The 19622-nt window shown below is 64.7% G+C and carries 19 protein-coding genes; 17 read left to right on the top strand and 2 right to left on the bottom strand.

Going from position 1 to position 19622, the window contains the following annotated elements:
• The first annotated feature begins 32 nt into the window (after positions 1-32).
• The 16 genes from ACVOLZ_RS00470 to ACVOLZ_RS00395 all read left to right on the top strand — a co-directional run bounded on the left by ACVOLZ_RS00470 (position 33) and on the right by ACVOLZ_RS00395 (position 17878).
• Complete coding sequence (locus tag ACVOLZ_RS00470) at positions 33-719, top strand: TetR/AcrR family transcriptional regulator (RefSeq protein ID WP_481514656.1); 687 nt, start codon at positions 33-35, stop codon at positions 717-719.
• Between the two features lie 149 nt (positions 720-868).
• Positions 869-1138 (top strand): flagellar biosynthetic protein FliQ, encoded by a 270-nt coding sequence (locus ACVOLZ_RS00465; RefSeq protein WP_481511224.1) that lies wholly within the window; start codon positions 869-871, stop codon positions 1136-1138.
• A 4-nt stretch (positions 1139-1142) separates the two neighbouring features.
• Positions 1143-1934 carry a flagellar biosynthetic protein FliR gene (gene fliR / locus ACVOLZ_RS00460; RefSeq protein ID WP_481514655.1) on the top strand — a complete coding sequence of 264 codons (792 nt, stop codon included), beginning with the start codon at positions 1143-1145 and terminating at the stop codon, positions 1932-1934.
• Between the two features lie 169 nt (positions 1935-2103).
• Positions 2104-4227, top strand: coding sequence for a putative bifunctional diguanylate cyclase/phosphodiesterase (locus tag ACVOLZ_RS00455; RefSeq protein WP_481514654.1), 2124 nt, complete (start codon positions 2104-2106; stop codon positions 4225-4227).
• 230 nt (positions 4228-4457) lie between these two features.
• Positions 4458-5588, top strand: coding sequence for a flagellar biosynthesis protein FlhB (gene flhB, locus ACVOLZ_RS00450; RefSeq protein ID WP_481514653.1), 1131 nt, complete (start codon positions 4458-4460; stop codon positions 5586-5588).
• On the top strand, positions 5585-7693 hold the full coding sequence (gene flhA, locus ACVOLZ_RS00445) for a flagellar biosynthesis protein FlhA (RefSeq protein ID WP_481514652.1): 2109 nt from the start codon (positions 5585-5587) through the stop codon (positions 7691-7693). Before flhB ends, flhA begins: the two co-directional genes overlap by 4 nt.
• 152 nt (positions 7694-7845) lie before the next feature.
• Positions 7846-9678, top strand: coding sequence for a flagellar biosynthesis GTPase FlhF (gene flhF, locus ACVOLZ_RS00440; RefSeq protein WP_481514651.1), 1833 nt, complete (start codon positions 7846-7848; stop codon positions 9676-9678).
• Complete coding sequence (locus tag ACVOLZ_RS00435; protein ID WP_282271271.1) at positions 9665-10549, top strand: MinD/ParA family ATP-binding protein; 885 nt, start codon at positions 9665-9667, stop codon at positions 10547-10549. Before flhF ends, ACVOLZ_RS00435 begins: the two co-directional genes overlap by 14 nt.
• Positions 10546-11295 (top strand): RNA polymerase sigma factor FliA, encoded by a 750-nt coding sequence (locus ACVOLZ_RS00430; protein WP_481514650.1) that lies wholly within the window; start codon positions 10546-10548, stop codon positions 11293-11295. Before ACVOLZ_RS00435 ends, ACVOLZ_RS00430 begins: the two co-directional genes overlap by 4 nt.
• Positions 11296-11308: 13 nt before the next feature.
• A complete protein-coding gene (gene cheY, locus ACVOLZ_RS00425) occupies positions 11309-11701 on the top strand; it encodes a chemotaxis response regulator CheY (RefSeq protein ID WP_303749801.1) in 393 nt (130 codons plus the stop codon).
• A complete protein-coding gene (locus ACVOLZ_RS00420; RefSeq protein WP_481514649.1) occupies positions 11701-12321 on the top strand; it encodes a protein phosphatase CheZ in 621 nt (206 codons plus the stop codon). The genes cheY and ACVOLZ_RS00420 overlap by 1 nt, the downstream gene beginning before the upstream one ends.
• Positions 12322-12324: 3 nt before the next feature.
• Positions 12325-14187: a chemotaxis protein CheA gene (locus ACVOLZ_RS00415; RefSeq protein WP_481514648.1), complete on the top strand. Its 1863-nt coding sequence runs from the start codon at positions 12325-12327 to the stop codon at positions 14185-14187.
• 231 nt (positions 14188-14418) lie between these two features.
• Positions 14419-15159: a flagellar motor protein gene (locus ACVOLZ_RS00410; RefSeq protein WP_057628677.1), complete on the top strand. Its 741-nt coding sequence runs from the start codon at positions 14419-14421 to the stop codon at positions 15157-15159.
• Between the two features lie 3 nt (positions 15160-15162).
• Positions 15163-16110 (top strand): flagellar motor protein MotD, encoded by a 948-nt coding sequence (gene motD / locus ACVOLZ_RS00405; RefSeq protein ID WP_481514647.1) that lies wholly within the window; start codon positions 15163-15165, stop codon positions 16108-16110.
• On the top strand, positions 16110-16892 hold the full coding sequence (locus ACVOLZ_RS00400; protein WP_481514646.1) for a ParA family protein: 783 nt from the start codon (positions 16110-16112) through the stop codon (positions 16890-16892). Before motD ends, ACVOLZ_RS00400 begins: the two co-directional genes overlap by 1 nt.
• Positions 16889-17878 (top strand): chemotaxis protein CheW, encoded by a 990-nt coding sequence (locus tag ACVOLZ_RS00395; RefSeq protein ID WP_481514645.1) that lies wholly within the window; start codon positions 16889-16891, stop codon positions 17876-17878. Before ACVOLZ_RS00400 ends, ACVOLZ_RS00395 begins: the two co-directional genes overlap by 4 nt.
• Positions 17879-18217: 339 nt before the next feature.
• On the opposite strand, the gene ACVOLZ_RS00390 is transcribed toward ACVOLZ_RS00395, so the two are convergent.
• Positions 18218-18532: a hypothetical protein gene (locus tag ACVOLZ_RS00390; RefSeq protein ID WP_481514644.1), complete on the bottom strand. Its 315-nt coding sequence runs from the start codon at positions 18530-18532 to the stop codon at positions 18218-18220.
• A complete protein-coding gene (locus tag ACVOLZ_RS00385) occupies positions 18522-19010 on the bottom strand; it encodes a helix-turn-helix domain-containing protein (protein ID WP_481514643.1) in 489 nt (162 codons plus the stop codon). The genes ACVOLZ_RS00390 and ACVOLZ_RS00385 overlap by 11 nt, the downstream gene beginning before the upstream one ends.
• Positions 19011-19223: 213 nt before the next feature.
• Between ACVOLZ_RS00385 and ACVOLZ_RS00380 the strand changes: the two genes are divergently transcribed.
• The gene (locus tag ACVOLZ_RS00380) at positions 19224-19571 is read left to right on the top strand and encodes a helix-turn-helix domain-containing protein (RefSeq protein ID WP_481514642.1); all 348 of its coding nucleotides are present in this window, start codon (positions 19224-19226) and stop codon (positions 19569-19571) included.
• Positions 19572-19622 lie beyond the last annotated feature (51 nt).

Below are 19622 nucleotides of genomic sequence, written 5' to 3'. Positions count from 1 at the left end.
GGGACGATGAAGCACGCTAAACTTGCCACGCAATGAGCACCCAGAAAACCACCCTCCGCGGCCCGCGTACCGATGGCGAGGCCACCCGCGCCCGTTTGCTGGAGGCGGCCGGCCAGCTGTTCTCGCAGCAGGGCTTCGCCGAAACCACCAGCAAGGCTGTCGCCCAGGCCGCCGCTGCCGACCTGGCCTCCATCAACTATCACTTCGGCAGCCGCAACGGCCTGTACCAGGCGGTGCTGCTGGAAGCGCATAGGCAACTGCTCGATCTTGACGACCTACAGCGCATCGCCGGCAGCGCGCTTTGCGCCGAGCAGCGCCTGTTCGAACTGCTGGCAGGCCTGGTCCACCGCGCGCAGCAACCCGAGGCGTGGGCACCACGCGTGCTGGCACGCGAACTGTTGGCGCCCTCCTCCCATCTACAGGTATTGATGGAAGAAGCCGTTCCGCCAAAGATGATGGCGGTGGCGCAGATCCTCAGCGAGATATCCGGCATCCCGGCCAGCGAGCCAGCGCTGCTGCGCTGCCTGCTAAGCGTCGCCGCACCCTGCATGATGCTGATCGTGATCGGGCGCGGCGTGCCCGGCCCGTTGCAGGCAATGGTGCAAGGCCCATCACAGGCCCTGCTGGCGCATCTGCATCGGTTTGCCATTGCTGGATTGCAGGCGGTTGGCGAGGATTACCGCAGCAAGCCAGGGCAGGCAGTTGTAGGAGCGGCATAAGCCGCGAAGCCAGGATTGTTTGTCCGTTGATACAGATTCGATCTGGTCGACCATGAGCTTCGCGGCTTACGCCGCTCCTACAAAAGGCCGCCGCCCCTGCCAGAAACCCGCCGCCAGCACTCTGGCACCGCTCTTGCATCTGCCCCGGCATGAGTCCCGAACTTGCCCTTACCGAACTCCGCGGCGGCCTGGTTGCCACCTTGTGGATCGCCGGCCCGCTGCTGCTTGTCGTACTGGTCGTCGGTGTGGTCATCGGCGTGATCCAGGCGGCCACCCAGATCAACGAGCCAACCATCGCCTTTGTCGCCAAGGCCGCCGCGCTGACTGCAGCGCTGTTTGCGCTGGGCAGCCTGCTGCTTGGTCATCTGGTCGAGTTCACCATCCTGTTGTTCCAACGCATTCCACATCTGATCGGCTAGCGTCATGGATTCGGTCACCCAGACAGTCATCGACGGCCAGCAGGCCTTTGCCATCATCGGCAATACCCTGTGGATCATGCTGCGTATCGGCGCGATGCTGATGGCCATGCCGATGGTCGGTACCCGCGCGGTGCCGGCGCGGGTGCGCGCACTGCTGGCGGTCGCCCTGTCGGTGGCGCTGTCACCGGTCCTGCCAGCGGTGCCTGTCTTCAACGGCTTTGACTCGATGACCGTTCTGAGCATCCTTCGCGAAGTGGCGGTGGGGGTCAGCATCGGCTTCCTGCTGCGGCTGATCTTCGAAGCCGGCGCCATGGCCGGTGAAATGATCGCGCAGAGCACCGGCCTGGCCTTCGCGCAGATGGCCGACCCGATGCGCGGCGGCAGCTCCGGCGTGATCGGGCAATGGTTCTACCTGGTGTTCGGCCTGCTGTTCTTCACCAGCAACGGCCACCTGGCACTGATCTCGCTACTGGTGGACAGTTACAAGGCACTGCCGATCGGCACCGCCCTGCCCGATCCCCACGCGGTCGCAGCCTTGGTACCGACCCTGGCTCTGCAGATCTTCCGTGGCGCACTGTCACTGGCACTGCCACTGGTGGTGGCGATGCTGGCAATCAACCTGGCCTTCGGCGTCCTTGCCCGTGCGGCGCCAGCGCTCAATCCCATGCAGTTGGGCCTGCCGGTTGCACTGCTGCTGGGCCTGTCCCTGCTCACCCTGCTGGCAGGGGAAATGGGGCCGCCGATACAGCGCCTGTTCGACACCGCCTTTGATACGGCGCGGCAAGTAACAATGTGACGCCCTACACAGCTCTCGTTTTTGGATTTGACATTGCCTGAAGGCCCTCTTGCCGGTTCCCCTATACCGGTGGATAGTCCGGGTACAGCACGGACCGCAGGGGAATGCGGAACCAAGTACGACATCTCGCTTCCGCAACCGCGGTGCGACAGCCTTAGGGAGAGGTTTGATGCTCGTTGGCAGCTACAACCCGTTGTTTGTCGTGCTGTCGATCCTGGTGGCTATCCTGGCCTCGTTCACGGCCTTGGATATGGCCTCGCGGGTATCCGCTTCGCAACCACGTCGCGCCGCTGCCCGCTGGCTTGTTGCCGGTGGTGTCGCGATGGGTGCAGGCATATGGTCGATGCACTTTGTCGGCATGCTGGCTTTTCGCCTGCCAATCCCGCTGGGCTACGACCTGTGGCTGACCGTGGAATCGCTGCTGGTGGCGGTCGCCGCCTCGATTTTCGCGCTATGGCTGGTCTCGCGGCCAACCCTGCCGCACCTGCGCCTGGCACTGGGCGCATTGCTGATGGGTCTGGGCATTGCCTGGATGCACTACGTCGGTATGGCAGCGCTGAAGATGAACCCGGAAATCGACTATGACCGGGTCTGGTTTGTGCTTTCGATCGTGATTGCGGTTGGCGCCTCGTGGAGTGCGCTGTATATCGCCTTCCGTCTGCGCACCGTCGAACACGCCCTGCCGCCGCGATTGATCGCCGCCGCGGTGATGGGCCTTGCCATCGTCGGCATGCACTACACCGGCATGGCGGCGGCACGCTTCCCGGCCAACTCCGTCTGCACGGCGGCCACCACAGGCGGCGTTCCTACCGAATGGCTGGCTGCGTGTGTGGTGCTACTAACCGTTGGCGTAATGGGAGTGGTCCTGACCATTTCCCTGTTCGAGCAGCGCATGCAGGCGCGCTTGCTGCATCTGCGCAATTCCATGCTGTCGGCCTCGCTGGACGATGCCCGCAAGGAGTTGTTCCATGCCAGCCAGCACGACTCGCTGACCCGCCTGCCAAACCGCCAGCTTTCGTATGAGCGTATCGAACAGCTGCTGCAGGGCGCCCAGCCATTCGCGGTGATGTCCATCGACCTGGATGGCTTCCGCCATATCAATGGCGCATTCGGATCGCAGACCGGCGATGCCGCCCTGGTCGATATCGGCGAGCGCCTGCGCCAGCTGCTGCCAGCCGACGACCTGGTCGGCCGCCTTGGTGGCGATCAGTTCGTGATCGCCTGTCAGCTCAGGCAGAGCGAAGAACTCGATTCGCTGGCAGACCGCATCATTCTGGCGGTCAACTCGGTGCGGGTTAGCGGGCGCGAACTGCGGATCACCGCCAGCCTTGGTATCGCGCAATCTCCGCAGGGCGGCACTACCACCGCCGCGCAACTGATCGCCATGGCCGAGACCGCCATGGCCTATGCCCGGCAGTCCGGACGCAACACGCACGCAGTGTTCGCCGACTGGATGAACGACAACGTCGAGCAGGACCGGCGCCTGCTGGAAGACCTGCGCAAGGCCTTGGGCACGCCGCAGCTGTCGCTGCATTACCAACCGCGGGTGCACGCCGACAGCGGCCGCATCAGCGGTGCCGAGGCGCTGATCCGCTGGCGCCATCCCGAGCACGGTTATGTACCGGCCGAGCGCATCATCCGGCTTACCGAGCAGAGCGGCCTGATGGACGTGATCGGCAACTGGGTATTGGACGAAGCCTGCCGACAAATGCGTTGCTGGCAGGATGCCGGCAATAGCGAGTGGCGGGTTGCGGTCAACCTGTCGGGTCGCCAGCTTGGCTCGCCCAAACTGATTGAGGATGTACGTAACGCGTTGGAACGCAACGATCTTGAACCCTCACGACTGATACTGGAGATCAGCGAAGGCGCAGTGATGCGTGACACCGACAACGCCATTTCAGTACTGCGCAGCGTCGCTGCACTGGGCGTTGGCATATCGATTGACGATTTCGGCATCGGCGTGTCCAGCCTGCTGCACCTGAAGCGCCTGCCCGCCACCGAGATCAAGATCGACCGCGCCTTTGTGCTGGCGCTGGAGGAAAGCGACGAGGACGTGGTGATCGTCTCGGCCATCGTCGCGCTTGGTCACGCGCTCAACATGGAGATCGTCGCTGAAGGCATCGAGACCCAGGGACAACGCTCCTACGTGGAGCGGCTGGGTTGCGACCATCTGCAGGGCTACCTGCTGGGCCGCCCGGTCAGCGCGGAAAACTTCATGCGTCTGCATGGCGGCGACGCCCAGCATGCAGCACTGGAAGCACGACTGGCCTCGTTCCAGCCCAGCCCGGAGTAACGCCGTAGTGCCGAGCCATGCTCGGCAGAGGCATTACCGATAAACCCAAACCTGTAGTGCCGAGCCATGCTCGGCAGAAGCTTTACCGGGAAAGCCCCTGCCGAGCATGGCTCGGCACTACCTTTGGATTGCTTGTAATACCCTTGCCGAGCATGGCTCGGCACTACCAAAACCCCGTTCTGGAATGATTTTTGCACGGCCATGGAAGAACCCTTCTTCCATGCCGAGCAATGTCCGAGAACGAACAGGCCGGGGAAAAAACCGAACTCCCCACCGAAAAACGCCTGCGCGAAGCCCGCGAGCAAGGCAATATTCCGCGCTCACGCGAGCTGGCGACCGCCGCGGTGTTCGTCGCCGCGGTATTGGCGCTGTACGCCATGGGCGGCTCGATGGGCAGTTCAGCCAAGCAATGGATGAAGGCCGCGCTGTCGCCAGAGGTCGGCCTGTTGGATACCCCCAACGCTTTGTTCGGCCACGCCGGTTGGATGCTGCTCAAGCTGATGCTGGCCTTCAGCCCCTTGCTGCTGATTTGCCTGGCCGCCGGCATGATCGCGCCGGTGATGATGGGCGGGCTTGGTTTTTCCAGCAAGGCGATGACCCCGGATCTGAAGCGGATGAACCCGCTGACCGGGATCAAGCGTTTGGTCGGTCCCGAGGCCTTGGCCGAACTGGTCAAGTCGATGCTGCGCGTGGCCTTCGTCGGCACCGCCGCCGGCCTGTGCATCTGGCACGGCGCCGATGCCCTGCGCGGCCTGCTGCATCTGCCGCTGGAAGCCGCCATCGGTCGCGGACTGGCTTTCACCCTCAAATTGCTGCTGGCCACGGCCGGAGCCATGGCCCTGCTCGCTGCCATCGATGCGCCGTACCAGAAATGGAACTGGCTGCGGAAGCTGAAGATGACCCGCGAAGAGCTGCGCCGCGAGATGAAGGAAAGCGAGGGCAGCCCTGAGGTCAAGGGCCGCATCCGGCAGATGCAGATGCAGCTGTCACAACGCCGGATGATGGAAGCAGTGCCCACCGCCGACGTGGTGCTGGTCAACCCGACCCACTACGCAGTCGCCCTCAAGTACGAAAGTGGGCGCATGAACGCCCCCACCGTGGTCGCCCGCGGCGTCGATGAACTGGCCCTGCGCATCCGCCAGGTAGCCGACGGCAACAAGGTCGCCATCGTCTCGTCGCCGCCTTTGGCACGGGCCTTGTATCGGGAAAGCCAACTCGGCAAGGAAATCCCCGTGAGACTGTATTCGGCTGTCGCCCTGGTCCTGTCCTACGTCTACCAGCTGCGCCAATGGCGCACCGGTCCAATGCCGCAGATGGCATCCATCGATATTGATGAGTTCGGCAAGGGAGCAACCCGATGAGCAGCCAGACCTCAGGCCTGTCCGCCCGCCGCGTACTGGACATGTTGCGTCATGGGCTGGGCGCGCCACTGATCGTGCTGGCCTTGCTGGCAATGGTGGTCGTGCCCTTGGCCGCACCAGTGCTGGATGCCCTGTTCACCCTCAACATCGCCATCTCCATGCTGGTGCTGCTGGCCGTGGTGTACGTGAAGCGGCCGCTGGACTTCACGATCTTCCCGATCGTGCTGCTGGTCACCACCATGCTGCGGTTGGCACTGAACGTGGCCTCCACCCGCGTGATCCTGCTCAATGGCCAGGACGGCCATGAGGCCGCCGGCAAGGTGATTGCCGCGTTCGGTGAATTCGTCATCGGCGGCAACTACGCGGTCGGCATCGTGGTGTTCGCGATCCTGACCATCATCAACTTCGTGGTCATCACCAAGGGTGCCGGGCGCGTGTCGGAAGTGACCGCGCGCTTCATCCTGGACGCCATGCCCGGCAAGCAGATGGCCATCGACGCCGACCTCAATGCCGGTTTGCTGACGCGTGAGGAAGCCAAGCTGCGCCGCGAGGAAGTCCGCGAGGAAGCTGACTTCTACGGCGCAATGGACGGTGCCAGCAAGTTCATCCGTGGCGACGCCATTGCCGGCATCCTGATTCTCTTCATCAACATGCTCGGCGGCTTGGCTGTGGGCGTGCTGCAGCACGACATGGCCTTCGGCGACGCCGCGGCCACTTACACGCTGTTGTCGATCGGTGACGGCCTGGTGGCACAGCTGCCTGCTCTGCTGGTCTCCAGCGCCGTGGCCATGCTGGTCACCCGCGCCTCGCGCTCGCAGGACATGAGCGAAGCGATGATGGGCCAGGTGTTCGGCCAGTACCGCGCGCTGGCCATCACCGCCGGCATCATCGGTCTGGTCGGTCTGGTACCAGGCATGCCGAACCTGGCCTTCCTCAGCCTGGCCGCGATCCTTGGCTTCATCGCCTGGAAACTGTGGAAGCGCGAGACCAGCGCTGCCGCCAAGACCTCCGCCAACGACACCAGCGCCAACGAAGGTGGCTTGAACGCCCTCGGCCAGCCGCAACCCGCCCCCACCGCTGAATTGACCTGGGACGAGTTGCGCCCGGTCGATCCGCTGGGCCTGGAAGTCGGCTACCGGCTGATTCCGCTGGTCGACAAGGCCCAGGGCGGCGAGTTGATGACACGCATCAAGGGCGTGCGCCGCAAGCTCACCCAGGACCTGGGCTTCCTGATCCCACCGGTGCATATCCGCGACAACCTGGAACTGCCGGCCACGCACTATCGCCTGCTGATCCACGGGGTGCCGGTCAGCACCGCCGACATCCATCCGGATCGCGAACTGGCGTTGGACCCGGGTAGCGCCATGGGCACGCTGGAAGGCATTGCCGGCAAAGATCCGGCGTTCGGCCTGGACGCCACCTGGATCCAACCGCATCAGCGCGCCCATGCCGAGTCACTGGGTTACACCGTGGTCGATCCCGCCACCGTGGTCGCCACCCATCTGTCGCACCTGATCCGCGAGCACGCACCGGAACTGCTCGGCCATGAAGAAGTCCAGCAGCTGCTGGCGACCCTGGCCAAGAGCGCACCCAAGCTGGCCGAAGACCTCTCGCCCAAGGCGCTGCCGCTGTCCACCGTGGCCCGCGTGCTGCAGAACCTGCTGATCGAGCGCATTCCGATCCGCCAGCTGCGCAAGATCGCCGAAGCGCTGGTCGAAGCCGCACCGGTCACCCAGGACCCCGCCGCGCTTACGGCCTCGGTACGCGGAGCGCTGGGCCGCTTCATCGTGCAGGAAATCGCCGGCTCCTCGCCGGAGCTGCCGGTGTTCACCCTCAACCCGCAATTGGAACGCGTCTTGCAGGAGTCAACACAAGGCAATGGCGCCGCACTGGAACCTGGTCTCGCCGAACGCCTCCATCAAAGCCTTGCCGACTGCGTCGGCAAGCAGGAGGCCCGCAACGAGCCAGCTGTAGTGCTGGTACCGGCCCCGGTCCGCGCCGCGCTGGCGCGCCTGGTCCGCCACAGCGTTCCCTCGCTGTCGGTCCTGGCCTACAGCGAAGTGCCGGAAGACAAACGCCTGAAGCTGGTCGGCACGATCAGCTGAGGCAGCCCGAAAACCGACACCGTCAGCAATGCCGGTGACGGAAACCAGACACCTGCTGCACCGCACCCATTCCGCAAGAAGGAGCCCGCCACGCCATGTTCGACATCGCCAACGCCACTCCTTCGCCGCAGCCTCACTCCCGGTACCAAAGCATGAAGATCAAACGTTTCGTCGCCGCTGACATGCGCACCGCCATGAACCTCGTGCGCAAGGAACACGGCCCCGATGCCGTGATCCTGTCCAACCGCCGGATCGAGGAAGGTGTGGAGATCGTGGCGGCCGCGCACTACGACGAGACCGCAGTTAAGCAGGCGCTGGAAGCCAGCCGCCCGGCACCGCCGGCCCCGGCCAAGCCGCGCAGCGCCGCCGAAGCCATCATGGCCGCGATGACCCGCCGCAAGGCACCGGAACCAGAACCAGTCACCGCCACCACCTCGGCCGTCGCCGCCCTGGCACGTTCGGCGGTTGGCGCCACCGGTCGCTCCATCGACAACAGCATCGAGCTGGCACCGGGCAGCCGCTTCGCCGGCCTGCTCAAGTCCGCCGAAGTCGAACCGGTTGCTCCGCGCGCACCGGTCTCGCAGACGTTCTTCGCCACCCAGCCGGCCAGTGCCGACGAACTGCCGGTGGTGCCGGCTTTCCGTCCGGCCGGCAGCGCCGCTGCGGTCGCTCCGCTGGCCGCCGCACCCGCGGTCACCCAGCAGGCCAGCTTTGCCGACGCCATCGCCGCCGTCACCATCGAGCCGCCTGCTCCGATCGCGCGTGCACGCTTTGTCATCGATCCGCCGATGCCGGAGCCGGAGCTGCTGCAGCCGACCATTGCCGCAGCCATCCCCGCGATTCCTGTCGCACCGGTGTTCAACCCTGTTCCGGTCGCCGTGGCACCCGTCGCAGTCGCGCCCGCAATCGAGGCAATCGCAGCCCCGGTCGCTGCGGTAGCAGCCATCGCCGCCGTCGCTAGCCCGCAGCCAGCGGAAGCGCCGGTCACCCGCGCTGTTGAAACCACCGAAACTGCGGCCGTTGCGGCCAGCTCCCCGGTGAGCGCAGTGACCAGCGCCCCGGTGATCATCGCCCGCGACGACGAACAGCTCAGCCAGCTGCGTCAGGAAGTAGCCGGCATGCGTCATCTGATCGAGCGCGAGATGAACCGCTTCACCGATGAACGCCTGCGCGGCAGCGCGGTGCGCGCCAATGCGCTGGACCTGATGGACGAATACGGCTTCGACGCTGGCCTGGCCCGCGACGTCGCCACCCAGATTCCGGCCGACATCGACCCCAGCCGCGCCCGCGGTCTGATGCTGGGGCTGATTTCCAAGAAGCTGCCGATCGCCCCCGTCGACCCGATGGAAACCGGCGGCGTGATCGCTCTGGTCGGCCCCACCGGTGCTGGCAAGACCACCACCATCGCCAAGCTGGCCTCGCGCTTCGCCGAAGCCCACGCCGCCCGCGACGTGGCCCTGGTCACCACCGATACCCAGCGCATCGGCGCCCGCGAGCAGCTGTACGGCTTCGGCCGCCAGCTCGGCATCGCCGTGCACGAGGCCAATAGCGGCACCGACCTCAACCAGCTGCTGCAGAAGCTGGCCGACTACAAGCTGGTGCTGATCGACACCGCCGGTCTGGGCCAGCGCGACCGCGCCCTCACCGCCCAGCTGCAGTGGCTGCGCGCCGCCGGCCAGATCCGCACCCTGCTGGTGCTGCCGGCCAATACCGCCTTCCAGGACATGGACGAAGTGGTGCGCCGCTTCAGCGCCGCCAACCCGCAGGGCGTGGTGCTGACAAAGCTGGACGAGACCGGCCGCTTCGGTTCGGCCCTGTCGGTGGCAGTCGATCACCGACTGCCGATCACCTGGGTGACCGACGGCCAGGACGTTCCGGAAGACCTTTATCGGGCCTCTGCCGCAAATCTCGTACTTCGCCTTGAAGATTTGCGCCGCGCGGCCGATATGCCCTGCAACACGGAGTTGAACAATGCAGTCGCGTGAGTACGCCAAGCTGACCAACACCTTCCCACTGTCGGCAACCCGGCACGAACCAGCCGGCCCGGTACGCACCATCGCGGTCACTGGCGGCAAGGGCGGTGTAGGTAAAACCAATGTCTCGGCCAACCTGGCCGTGGCACTGGCAGGCATGGGCAAACGTACCCTGCTGCTCGATGCCGACCTGGGCCTGGCCAATATCGACGTGGTGCTGGGCCTGCAGCCCAAGCACACCCTGGCCGACCTGGTCGCCGGGCGCGCCACGCTGGAAGAAGTGATCATCGAAGGCCCGAACGGCGTGCTGGTCGTGCCCGCCGCCTCCGGCCGCCGGCACATGGCCGAGCTGCAGCCGGCAGAGCACGTCGGCCTGGTCAACGTGTTCTCCGAGCTCGAGCGCGAGCTCGATGTGATGATCATCGACACCGCTGCCGGCATCACCGACAGCGTGCTGACCTTCTGCCAGGCCGCCCAGGACACCGTGGTGGTGGTCTGCGACGAGCCGGCCTCGATCACCGACGCCTACGCGCTGATCAAGGTGCTCTCGCGCGAGCGCGGCGTGGACCGCATCCAGGTCGTCGCCAACATGGTCCGCGACCCGAACGAAGGCCGCGCCCTGTACGAAAAGCTGGTGCGGGTCTGCGAGAAGTTCCTGATCGATGTCTCGCTGAACTACCTGGGCTGCGTGCCGCAGGACGACTGGCTGCGCCTTTCGGTGCAGCGCCAGCAGCCGGTGGTCAAGCTCTATCCTTCCGCGCCAGCCTCGCTGGCGATCAACGAAATCGCCCGTCGCACCGCGCGCTGGCAAGCCCCAACCGCCCCGCGCGGCGGCGTTGAGTTCTTCCTGGAACGCATCATCCAGCAGAAGGTGAAGGCATGAACAATGCAGCCGCTCAATACCGTGAAGTCCAGCGCAGCGCGGCCAATGACTGCATCGCCCGCCACGCCGATCTGGTCCGCCGCATCGCCCACCATCTGGCCGCGCGCTTGCCCGCAAGCGTCGAGGTCGATGATCTGATCCAGGCCGGCATGATGGGGCTTATCGAGGCCTCGCGCAGCTATGACGCCGAACAGGGCGCCTCGTTCGAAACCTATGCATCGATCCGCATCCGCGGCTCGATGATCGACGAAATCCGTCGCGGCGACTGGGTACCGCGCTCGGTACACCGCCGCGCCCGCGATGCCGCCGCCACCATCCGTCGCCTCGAACAAAGCACCGGCCGTTCGGCCAGCGCCAGCGAAGTGGCCGAAGCGATGGAGCTGCCGCTGCCCGAATACATGCGCCTGGTCGAAGACGCTTCACGTGGCCAGGTACTTAGCCTGGAATCGCGGATCGAAGACCAGGGCGAGCTGGACACCCCGACCACCGGCGGCCCCAACCCGCAGCAGGTGCTGGAGCGCAGCCAGTTCGGCGCCGAGCTGGGCAAGGCCATCGGCCAACTGCCCGAGCGCGAGCAGCTTGTGCTGTCGCTGTACTACGAGCAGGAATTGAACCTGAAAGAAATTGGCGCGGTATTGGGCGTAAGCGAATCCCGCGTCTGTCAGATCCACGGCCAGGCCACACTGCGTCTGCGTGGCCGACTGAAGATTTTCGAGGCGGCTGACGCCGGCCTCGAAGAACCATGAAGAGGAAAGCCTTTTGAACAAGAACATGCGCATCCTGATTGTTGACGACTTCTCGACGATGCGCCGCATCGTCAAGAACCTGCTCGGCGATCTGGGCTTCACCAACACCGCCGAAGCCGAGGACGGGCATGCCGCGCTGTCACTGCTGCAGAGCCAGCCGTTCGATTTCGTCGTCACCGACTGGAACATGCCGGTGATGACCGGTATCGAGCTGCTCAAGGCGATCCGCAACGACGCCAAGCTCAAGACCCTGCCCGTTCTGATGGTCACCGCCGAAGCCAAGCGCGAGCAGATCATCGAGGCCGCGCAGAGCGGCGTGAACGGCTACATCATCAAGCCGTTCACCGCGCAGACGCTGGAAGAGAAACTCGGCAAGATTTTCGAACGCCTGGCAGCGAGCGCCTGATGAACCAGCTCGGCGAAGCATTGAGCGACAAATCGGCCCTGGTGCAGCGCCTGCAGGACGCACTGGCAGCATTGGAAAGTGGCGACGAAGCTGGTTGGCGCCGGGAAATCGACGCGCTGGCCGCCTTGCGCGCACAGCCGATGATGTCCGGCCTGGGCCGGCTTGCCCGCGAACTGGGCCAGGCACTGGGCGAACTGCCCAGCGTACCCAGCGAAGCTGGCGAGCTGGATGATGCCTGCGCGCGCCTTGACCATGTGGTACAGATGACCGAGCAGGCCACCCATCGCACGCTCGATCTGGCCGAGGAATGCCGCGCGCTGACCGAACGCCTGCGTGCGGACGGGCTGAATGCCGAACAGGGTGAAATCCTTGAACGCATTCGCCACAACCTCACCGAAGTCGCCCTGACCCAGAGCTACCAGGACCTGACCGGGCAGATCATCCGCCGCGTAGTCGGCATCGTCCGTCGGGTGCATGAAGGTTTCGGTGCGCTTGGTCTGCCGCCGCCGGAAGAAGAAGCACGCAACCAGGGCTTGGCTGGGCCGGCCGTCAATGGCCTGGACCGCCATGCCGTGTCGCAGGTGGACGCAGACGATCTGCTCTCGGACCTGGGGCTGTAAGTCATGAGTGCTTTTGCCGACGACATCGCCGCCGACTTCATCCTCGAAGCGCAGGAGATCCTGGATCGCCTCGGCGAACAGCTGGTGACGCTGGAACAGGCACCGCAAGACAGCGAGCAGCTGAACGCCGTATTCCGCGGCTTCCACACCCTCAAAGGCGGTGCCGGTTTTCTGGCGATCCACCCAATGGTGGAACTGTGCCACGCCGCAGAGGAAACCCTCGGCATGGCCCGCGCCGGCAAAGCCGACCTGCTGGCGCACCATTTCGACGCCGCCCAGCAATCGCTGGACTGGCTGCAGGCCATGCTCGACGCAGTGTCATCAGGCACCGAACCGGAGCACGCACCTGCTGCGCTGATCGCACAGTTCGATGTTGGCGCCGCACCAGTGGTCGCAGTCGTGCAAGCGGTCGCTGCACCTGCGGCTGACAGCGACCTGATCAGCGAAGACGAGTTCGAAGCCCTGCTCAACGAACTGCACGGCAGCGGCACCCCCGGTGCCCAGCCGATCGCTGCGGCAAAGCCCGGCGACGACCTGATCGACGAAGACGAATTCGAAGCACTGCTGGACAAGCTGCACGGCGGCGCCGCACCTGGCGCTGTCGCCGTGCAGGCCGTTCCTGCTGCGCCCAAGCCCAAGCCGGCCCCAGCACCCGTCGCACCCGCGCGCCCTGCCGCAGGCGCAGCCAAACCAGCTGCCGCAAAAGCCGCCGAGCCCGAGCACACCGTGCGCGTGGACACCAAGCGACTGGATGCCATCGTCAATCTGATCGGCGAACTGGTACTGGCCCGTAACCGGCTCAAAACTTTGCGCATGCGCCTCAAGGACGAAGAACTTGACCGCGCAGTCTCCACCCTGGATATCGCCACCGCACGCCTGCAATCAGCGGTGATGCGTACCCGCATGCAGCCCGTCGGCAAGGTGTTCTCGCGCTTCCCGAAGGTTGCCCGCGATGTTGCCCGCTCACTGCAGAAGGAAGTCGACCTGGAGTTGATCGGCGCCGATACCGAACTGGACCGCAACCTGGTCGAAGCACTGGCGGATCCGCTGGTGCATCTGGTCCGCAACGCCATCGACCATGGCGTCGAATCGCCAGACCTGCGCGAAGCCCAAGGCAAACCGCGGATGGGCCGCGTACGCCTGTCCGCACAGCAAGAAGGCGACTACGTCAGCATCGAAGTGCAGGACGACGGCGCCGGCATCGACCCGGAGCGCCTGCGTGCCAAGGCCCGCGACAAGGGTTTGCTCGATCCGGAAGCGGCCGCCCGCCTGACCAGCGAGGAGTGCCTGCACCTGGTGTTCCTGCCCGGTTTTTCGACCAAGCAGGAAGTCACCGACATCTCCGGCCGTGGCGTCGGCATGGACGTGGTGCAGTCACGCATCCGCGAACTCAGTGGCCAGATCCAGATCCAATCCGAACTGGGCCGTGGCAGCCGCTTCCTGATCCGCGTACCACTGACCCTGGCGATCCTGCCGACTCTGCTGGTACAGGCCGGCGAAGACGTCTACGCCCTGCCCTTGGCACGGGTGATGGAAGTGCTGCACGCACCGGCCACCTCGCTGGGCTGGTTTGACGGCCGGGCCGTGCTGGATCGCAAGTCGCACACCTTGGCCTTGCTTGATCTGCGCCAATGGCTGGGAGTTACCCCGGCGCCATCGACCTTGTTGACCATCGTCGTGCTGCAGATGGGCGAAGCCCGTTTCGGCCTGGTGGTGGACCAGGTTCGTGGCCGCGAGGAAGTGGTGATCAAGCCGCTACCGCGTGCCCTGCGCGGCCTGAACGGCTATGCCGGCGCCACTTTGATTGGTGATGGACGTATGGCACTGATTCTGGATGTGGATGGGTTGCGTGGAGGCCACGACTAAAGCCAGCAACCGCGCGAAACCTTCCGCACTCGCGATCCCGACCATCCCCTCTCCCGCCTGCGGGAGAGGGTGCCCTGCGAAGTCAGGGCGGGTGAGGGGAGCTTTTTGCTTTTAGCTCTTAAAGCAAAAGCGCCCTCACCCCAACCCCTCTCCCGCGCGCGGGAGAGGGGCTAAAAGAAGCAACGCCGCTCGCCGATTCAAGACCGCTACAACGAGGCCGATATACGCACCATGGACCGACTCAGCATCATTGGACTATTCCTCGCCCTCGCCTCCCTGGTGGGTGGCAGCATCCTCAAAGGCGCTGGCCTGTCCTCGCTGTGGTCACCTGCTGCCTTCGTAATCGTCATTGTCGGCACCCTGGCGGCAATCCTGCTGCACACTTCGCCGGCCGTGTTCAAACACGCGTTCAAGATCGTGCGCTGGGTAATTCGCCCGCCGGCCAGCGACCGCCGCGCGCTGGTCCAGCAGATCGTCGACTGGAGCAATATCGCCCGCCGCCAAGGCCTGCTCGGCCTTGAGCCACAGGTTGAAATGCAGGACGACCCGTTCATCCGCAAAGGCCTGCAGCTGGTGGTCGACGGCGTCGAGCCGGACACCATCCGCCACATGCTGGAAATCGAACTCGGCAGCCAGGAGCAACAGGACCTGGCCGCGACCAAGGTGTTCGAGGGCATGGGCATCTATGCCCCCACCTTGGGCATCATCGGCGCCGTGCTCGGCCTGATCGCGGTGATGAAAAACCTTGCCGACCCGAGCAAGCTCGGCCACGGCATCGCCGCTGCATTCACCGCCACCATCTACGGCATCGCCTCGGCCAACCTGCTGTTCCTGCCGGTGTCGGCCAAGCTCAAGGGCGTGATCGCCAGCAGCTGCCGCGAGCGCGAAATGATCATCGAAGGCTTGATCGCCATTGCCCAGGGCGAGAACCCGCGCAATATCGAAAACAGCCTGGCCGGCTTCGTGAACTGAACCATGGCCCGTCGCAAGCACCACGAAGAGCACGCCAACCATGAAGCATGGGCCATTCCCTATGCCGACCTGATGACGCTGCTGCTCGCCTTCTTCGTGGTCATGTACGCGATCTCCTCCTTGAACGAAGGCAAGTACCGGGTCATGGCCGATGCCTTGACCACGGCATTTGGCGGCGCCCCGCGCACCATCAGCCAGGTGCAGGTGGGTAACAAGCAGTTGCAGGGCGGCGGATATGACTCGCCCTCGGTGATCAGTGCGCCGAGCATGACCGGCGGCGCGCTGGCAGACCCAACCCAGTTGCCATCGATGGCATCACATATGCGCATGCCGGTCTCGGCACACAATCAGGAACAGCTGCAGCGCGCCGAGCGCCAGCTCAACCAGATTGCTGATCGCCTCAGCCAAACGCTGGCTCCGCTGGTCAAGCAGGGCGTCATCACCGTGCGCCGCACCGAGCTGTGGATCGAGGTCGAGATCAACAGCGACATTCTGTTCACCACTGGTTCGGCAGCGCTGGACGCCAGCGCTCGCACCACGCTCGGCACACTGGCCGATGTATTGCTGGACGCACCCAACGGCGTGCGCGTGGAAGGCCATACCGACAACCTGCCGATCGCTACCGCGCAGTTCCCGTCCAACTGGGAACTGTCGGCGGCGCGCGCAGCCAGCGTGGTGCACCTGTTCGCCGATCATGGCGTGCAGCCACAGCGCCTGGCGATGGTGGGTTACGGCCAGTTCCGTCCACGCGAAAGCAACGATGCGCCCGAAGGGCGCAACCGCAACCGGCGGGTGATGGTGATCATCCTCGCCGACTCGGCAGCGGCAGCCGATCTGCCTGCTTCCGGTAACACCACAGCCAGTACCAGCGACGACGACGGCAACGGCGGCACCTCTGCCGCAGGCGTCATTCGCAGCGCGGTACCGGCGGTCATAGAAGGAGTCCAATGATGCGCATCTGGGCCATAGCCAATCAAAAAGGCGGCGTCGGCAAAACCACCACCACGTTGTCGCTGGGTCGCGGCCTGGCCGCTCGCGGGCACAAGGTGCTGCTGATCGACCTGGACCCCCATTCCTCCTTGACCCGCGCCTTCGGCGTACCGGTTGAGCCGGTACCACAGGGCGTGCAGGAGCTGTTCGCCGCCCCACCGCATGAGATCGCCGCGCTGGCCCGCCACAGCGATATTCCCGGGCTGGATTACCTGTGCGCCCAAGCCTCGCTGGCAACCCTGGAACGGCGCAGTGCCAACCAGCCCGGTCTGGGCCTTGCCCTGCAGCATGCCCTGGCTCGCCACGGCGAACAGCACGACTACATCCTGCTCGACTGCGCGCCGACACTCGGCCTGCTGATGATCAATGCATTGGCTGCGGCCGACCGCCTTATCATCCCAACCCAGGCCGAACCGCTGGCCCTGCACGGTTTGGACGGCATGGTCCGCACCGGCGAAATGGTCGAGCGCTCGCGCAAACGCGCGCTACCGATCTCGGTGCTACCGACCCTGTTCGACCGCCGCACCCGCGCCGGCAACGAGACCTTGAAACTGATGCAGGAACGTCACGGTGAACGCGTCTGGGAAGACGCGATTCCAGTGGACACCCGCATCTGCAATCCCGCCGCACTGACTGTGCCGGTGCTTGGCGACGATTATCCGGGGCGCGGCATGGCCGCTTACCGTCACGCGCTGGATTGGCTGCTGCTCAGCGAGGCCGCGCAGCTGGAGCGCGCCGCATGAGCAACGACGTACTCGACGACTACCTTGGCGAGCTGCTGCTGGAAGCGGTACCCACACCGGTGGTCGCAGCACCTGCTGCACCTGCCGCGCCTGCCAGACCGCCTGCCATCGAAGTGCCGGGCGACAGCGCCGAACTTGAAGCGGTGTTCGAAGCCGCGCTGGCCGAGGCACAGGCCAAGCCCGCGGCCGCCCCTACTCCTGTTCCGGCCGCCATTGCGCCCGGCGACACCGCCGCCTTGCAGGCCGCGTTCGACGACGCGATGGCAGCCACCAGTGCCGCCAATGCCGGCCGCCCACCAACCTGGGATGATCTGCCGGACGAAGTGATCTACGAGACCGGTCCAGCCGAAAGTCGCAAGCTCGCCCATAGCGACAGCGCCAATCTTCAGGCTGCGTTTGAAACTGCGGCAGGTTTGCCGGCGAGCCCGGTTGCACCACCGCGCAGCACGTCGAATGTACGCACCCTGCCTGAGCCGCCAGCAGACGCGCGCCCCAGCACCTGGCAGGAACTGCAGGCGCAGGCACGGCGTCCGGCCGACGGCCCGCAGCAGCGCCGTGCCGCCGAGCGAAGCTCGCGCTGGCTGCGCCTGCGCTGCGGCCAACAGACCTACGCACTGGAGCTATTGAAGGTGCAGGAAGTAGTCCTGCCGGTACCGCTGCTGGCGCTACGCGGCACCGGCCCGGCAATGCTCGGCATCATGAACCTGCGTGGCCAGGTCGTCCCGGTGATGGACCTGTGCCGCCATCTCGACGTGCACAGCGCACCGGAAGACTCGCAGACCCGCATCGTCGTACTGGAAGAGAACGGCGAAACCCTGGGCCTGCGCGTATCGGCGGTGGAAGACGTCGCCAACCTCAACGATTCGCAGATCGAGCCGCCGGACACCGCGCGCATCTGCCAGATATCCAACGAACTGTTCCGTGGCATCGCCCGCGTCGGCCAACAGCCGATGATCCTGCTGGACGCCGGCCGCCTGCTGCGCTGAGCGAAGCCTTGCTTCCTCCCTTTTTGCGGAACAAAGGAGAGGATGCAAAGGTAGTGCCGAGCCATGCTCGGCAGAGGCTTTACCGGTGAGTCCCCAGCCGAGCATGGCTCGGCTCTACCCTGTGGGCAGTCATCTAGATTGATAAGAGAGACAAAGCGGGAAAAACGGGACGAAATGGGATGAAATGGCCCGTCCTCCCAAGGGTTTGACAGTTTTCGCGCTCCGCCCTGGTCATCATCGGTGGTTTGAGAAATAACCACCATTCCCGCATTTATCGACAGCCAAAATGCAAAACGGCCACCCAAGCGGATGGCCGTTCAATGGCCGTTTTAAGCCCCTTTACCTGGCGGGTAAATCGTCCGGAAGGTCGCAGGCCACCATCGCGTTCTCGACCAGGCTCTGCAGGTGCTCGGCCAAGACCTCCAGCTGCGCCGTTTCCAAATGGCGCAGTGACGGTACGTGAGCCCGATCCAGGGCCACTTCTACCGCCGCCCACCAACCGTATCGCATCGAAATACGGCTGATCTCTCGCAGGGCGCGCGCCCTAACACCTTGATTCAAAGGCCTGCACAGCACTTCGCCACCACCGTTACTCGCGTCGCGCGATGCATCAGGCACCGCCTCGCTCATCAGCAACGCCAATTTAGCGACCAACTGCCGCTGTCCCCCTGTTGGCATCTATAGCCCCTCCTTCTGCTAAACCCACGGCACGCCGGGCAAATGGGATTACATCGGCTTCCGGCAGGCCGCTTCCCAGCAGCTCGTAGACAAGCATCGCCGCCTCGGCCCTCTTGGGCGTTGGCAGGAGTGCGTTTTTAGCCGCCAAGGCGTCTTCAACGAGCTGCAGCGCGAGAGTAAGGCGCTCCTGATTCAGATTGTGAGACTGGGGCGCATCGCCCCCGGAGCCCTTGTGCTGCAAGGCTCCCAGCTGTTCAGGGCCTTCGCCCATGAGCACCCAGTTGAGGTTCCAGCCACGCCCATGCAGAGCCGACAGGGTGCGCAGGTCGGGCTCACGCTTGTCTTGTTCGTAGTTCTGATAGGTCCGCAACGGTACGCCGAGGGCTTCGGCAAACTGCCGCTGGGACTCTGATGCACGTATGTGCGTTATTCGCTGCCCAATGGACGTGGTCATGCGCGTCGCACTTCAGCGGAAGAAAGCGCGACATGAAGTGCGACAACCGCCATGCACGTCGCACTTCCGCTAACCAATTGATTTATATCCACTTAATGCGCTCCGCATGTTTGTGCGTCGATTCTCGGAAGTGCGACGCACGAAATAGCTTGACGCACGTACAAACGTGCGTAGTATCTGCGCTGTAGACACCGCCAACGGAACCCATCCAACGTGACGGCAAAACAGCCCACAAAAAAAACCAGTCAAGACGACTGGCACCCTGCCGAGGTAGGGGCTCAACTGCGCATGAAGGGCATCTCCTTGCGCCAGTTGAGCCTGCTCAACGGCTATAGAAATTCGAACAGCCTGGCCAAAGCCCTGCATAAGCCGTATCCCACGGCTGAAGCCATCATTGCCGAAGCGCTGGGCATCAGCGCTATGGAAATCTGGCCCAGCCGATACGACTCGGACGGCAAACCCAACCGGGGTAAGCCTGGCCAACCTGCCCTTATTCCTGCTGGGTTAAAGCCTAGCAGGCTGCGCGCAGCTCGCAATCCACAAACGGCGGTGGCTCGATGAACACCGCCGATATCTACAGCCTGGCCCAGGTAAATGGGCGGGGATCAGCCG

Source organism: Stenotrophomonas sp. STEN020 (genome assembly GCF_056760195.1).
Note: the sequence above shows the minus strand (reverse complement) of the source record. Positions and strands in the feature narration are given on the sequence as shown.

Coding starts and splice junctions, on each gene's coding strand:
- ACVOLZ_RS00420 (WP_481514649.1), top strand. CDS start 11,701: ATGAACCAGCTCGGCGAAGCATTGAGCGACAAATCGGCCCTGGTGCAG.
- flhF (WP_481514651.1), top strand. CDS start 7,846: ATGAAGATCAAACGTTTCGTCGCCGCTGACATGCGCACCGCCATGAAC.
- flhA (WP_481514652.1), top strand. CDS start 5,585: ATGAGCAGCCAGACCTCAGGCCTGTCCGCCCGCCGCGTACTGGACATG.
- fliR (WP_481514655.1), top strand. CDS start 1,143: ATGGATTCGGTCACCCAGACAGTCATCGACGGCCAGCAGGCCTTTGCC.
- ACVOLZ_RS00435 (WP_282271271.1), top strand. CDS start 9,665: ATGCAGTCGCGTGAGTACGCCAAGCTGACCAACACCTTCCCACTGTCG.
- ACVOLZ_RS00455 (WP_481514654.1), top strand. CDS start 2,104: ATGCTCGTTGGCAGCTACAACCCGTTGTTTGTCGTGCTGTCGATCCTG.
- motD (WP_481514647.1), top strand. CDS start 15,163: ATGGCCCGTCGCAAGCACCACGAAGAGCACGCCAACCATGAAGCATGG.
- ACVOLZ_RS00395 (WP_481514645.1), top strand. CDS start 16,889: ATGAGCAACGACGTACTCGACGACTACCTTGGCGAGCTGCTGCTGGAA.
- ACVOLZ_RS00465 (WP_481511224.1), top strand. CDS start 869: ATGAGTCCCGAACTTGCCCTTACCGAACTCCGCGGCGGCCTGGTTGCC.
- flhB (WP_481514653.1), top strand. CDS start 4,458: ATGTCCGAGAACGAACAGGCCGGGGAAAAAACCGAACTCCCCACCGAA.
- ACVOLZ_RS00470 (WP_481514656.1), top strand. CDS start 33: ATGAGCACCCAGAAAACCACCCTCCGCGGCCCGCGTACCGATGGCGAG.
- ACVOLZ_RS00400 (WP_481514646.1), top strand. CDS start 16,110: ATGCGCATCTGGGCCATAGCCAATCAAAAAGGCGGCGTCGGCAAAACC.
- ACVOLZ_RS00415 (WP_481514648.1), top strand. CDS start 12,325: ATGAGTGCTTTTGCCGACGACATCGCCGCCGACTTCATCCTCGAAGCG.
- ACVOLZ_RS00385 (WP_481514643.1), bottom strand. CDS start 19,010: ATGACCACGTCCATTGGGCAGCGAATAACGCACATACGTGCATCAGAG.
- ACVOLZ_RS00430 (WP_481514650.1), top strand. CDS start 10,546: ATGAACAATGCAGCCGCTCAATACCGTGAAGTCCAGCGCAGCGCGGCC.
- ACVOLZ_RS00410 (WP_057628677.1), top strand. CDS start 14,419: ATGGACCGACTCAGCATCATTGGACTATTCCTCGCCCTCGCCTCCCTG.